The 1,768-nt window shown below is 40.0% G+C and carries 1 protein-coding gene; it reads right to left on the bottom strand.

The annotated features are described in order from the left end of the window. Nucleotides 1–152: 152 nt before the first annotated feature. The gene (locus tag LJE09_RS17090; protein WP_055200932.1) at nucleotides 153–1,625 is read right to left on the bottom strand and encodes an ISNCY family transposase; all 1,473 of its coding nucleotides are present in this window, start codon (nucleotides 1,623–1,625) and stop codon (nucleotides 153–155) included. Nucleotides 1,626–1,768 lie beyond the last annotated feature (143 nt).

Here is a 1,768-nt window from a genome sequence, read left to right as displayed (position 1 = left end):
TAGGTAATTGCGAAACTCGCGGTGCTCGTTCGTAACCTTGAACCAAAACAAGGAAGAATTCGCGAAGAGCACGACTTGTGGAATGAAAAATGGATAATCGCACATGTTAGGCGCACTTTAATAAGCTATGGACTTTATGAAAGTGGTAAGTCCTAAGCTATGAGTGGTTTTATGCTTCGAATATATTCGTGGTGATTGATCTTATCTGCGAGAACAACAGTAATAAGTTGTGTGATCCCGGCAAGAATCAGATCAGCATGCAGAGTCCTCTCATTTTGGGTTCGGCGTCCTGCAAGACAGAGATTGTCTTTGATGTGGTTGATATCTCTTTCGACAACAGTCCTGATTTTATAGGTATCATCCCATTTTTCGGTGCCGCGGATCGTTCCGGGATAAGCACGAAGATCCTTTTCCGGGTAGATGTAGACCATCCGCCCACATTTAGAAGAAGTACAAGGGTTGTCACAGAAACAATGACGATGGGATTTTTGAGTTGATTTATCATAAATCCATTTCATTCTTGGACAGACAAATTTATATCTTGTTACTCCACTGTGAAGTTTGGAAGTGCCTTCGTACTTCATTTGTAAAGAAGGATCATGGGGACAACACGGAATACCATCTTCATTGATGGAATAATCCAGATTTTCAAGTCCGGATCTTGCATTCAGCGGAATATAAGCTTTCGAGAAATGTTTGTCATTACCAAAAGTGTCACCGGTAAGAAGGCTCTTATAGAGTTGTGCGGTATCGAAAGCAGCATCACCCAGGAAGGTTTTTGGATTAATCAAAGGATGCTTGGAAAAGAAGTCCTTAAGTGTGGGGATTAAAAGCTTTGAATCATGAACACATTTATCTTCGTCAGGGGAATCGGATTTCTTTTCGACAACGATATCAGGATGTGAAGCCATAAAGTTTTTGTTATAAAAAGATATGTGGCGGATGATGCCCAATCCGTTAGTGACAATGCCGAACTTGAAGACATAGCAAAAATGCCCATTGATATAGAGCTGCTTAATCTCAGGATTAGCAGAAGCATGAGAAGGCATGGAACCATAGGCAGCTTTATAAGGATCATAGGATTTATCAAAGCCCTGAGCTTTCGCGTATGCCTTAAGCTGTTTGATGATCCTGTTAGCATACTTGGGATTATTTTCGGTAACAAATGCTTCTATGCCGGAAGAATCAAAGATGGTCATATCCGCTTTTGCAGAGTCAATCGCCTGACAGATAGGCTCGGTAACATCAACAAGGTTATCGAAAACAAGCTGGAGGTCATCTAAAAAATCCTGTTTGAATCGGGTGATTTTGGAAGCGTCTGGGACTTTAGTAAAACCACAGAATTCCCGAAGTGATTTTGAGTAAGCGAGAAAAGTCAGGAGAAGCTGATCCGTAGGGATAGAGAAAATACGTTGAATAATCAAAGCCCACAGAAAAGCTTGCAAAGGGTATTTACGGGTTCTGCCCGTCGATGCATAGAAATGATTTCTAAAAGAAATCGGAATTAACTCATCAATATCGATATGGGTTTCTAATAGAGAAAGAAAAGCAGGTTTGTCATTTTCAAATTTTTCATGGCAATCTGAAAAAATATCTGCCAAAGAAAGCTGTTTATATGGTATCATAAGTATCAGAATAACTCCTTTCTTGGATGTAGGTTTATAGTTTTTAGTCAACTCTATTATACCATATCCGGTGAGGAGTTATTTGTTTATAGGTAACAAAAAATGCCGTATTTATGCGGCTTGTGGCGTTTCGCAAACGCCTA

Origin of the sequence: Blautia sp. DFI.3.45, from assembly GCF_020593505.1 — a bacterium.
Taxonomy (GTDB): Bacteria; Bacillota; Clostridia; order Lachnospirales; family Lachnospiraceae; genus Blautia_A; species Blautia_A wexlerae.
Note: the sequence above shows the minus strand (reverse complement) of the source record. Positions and strands in the feature narration are given on the sequence as shown.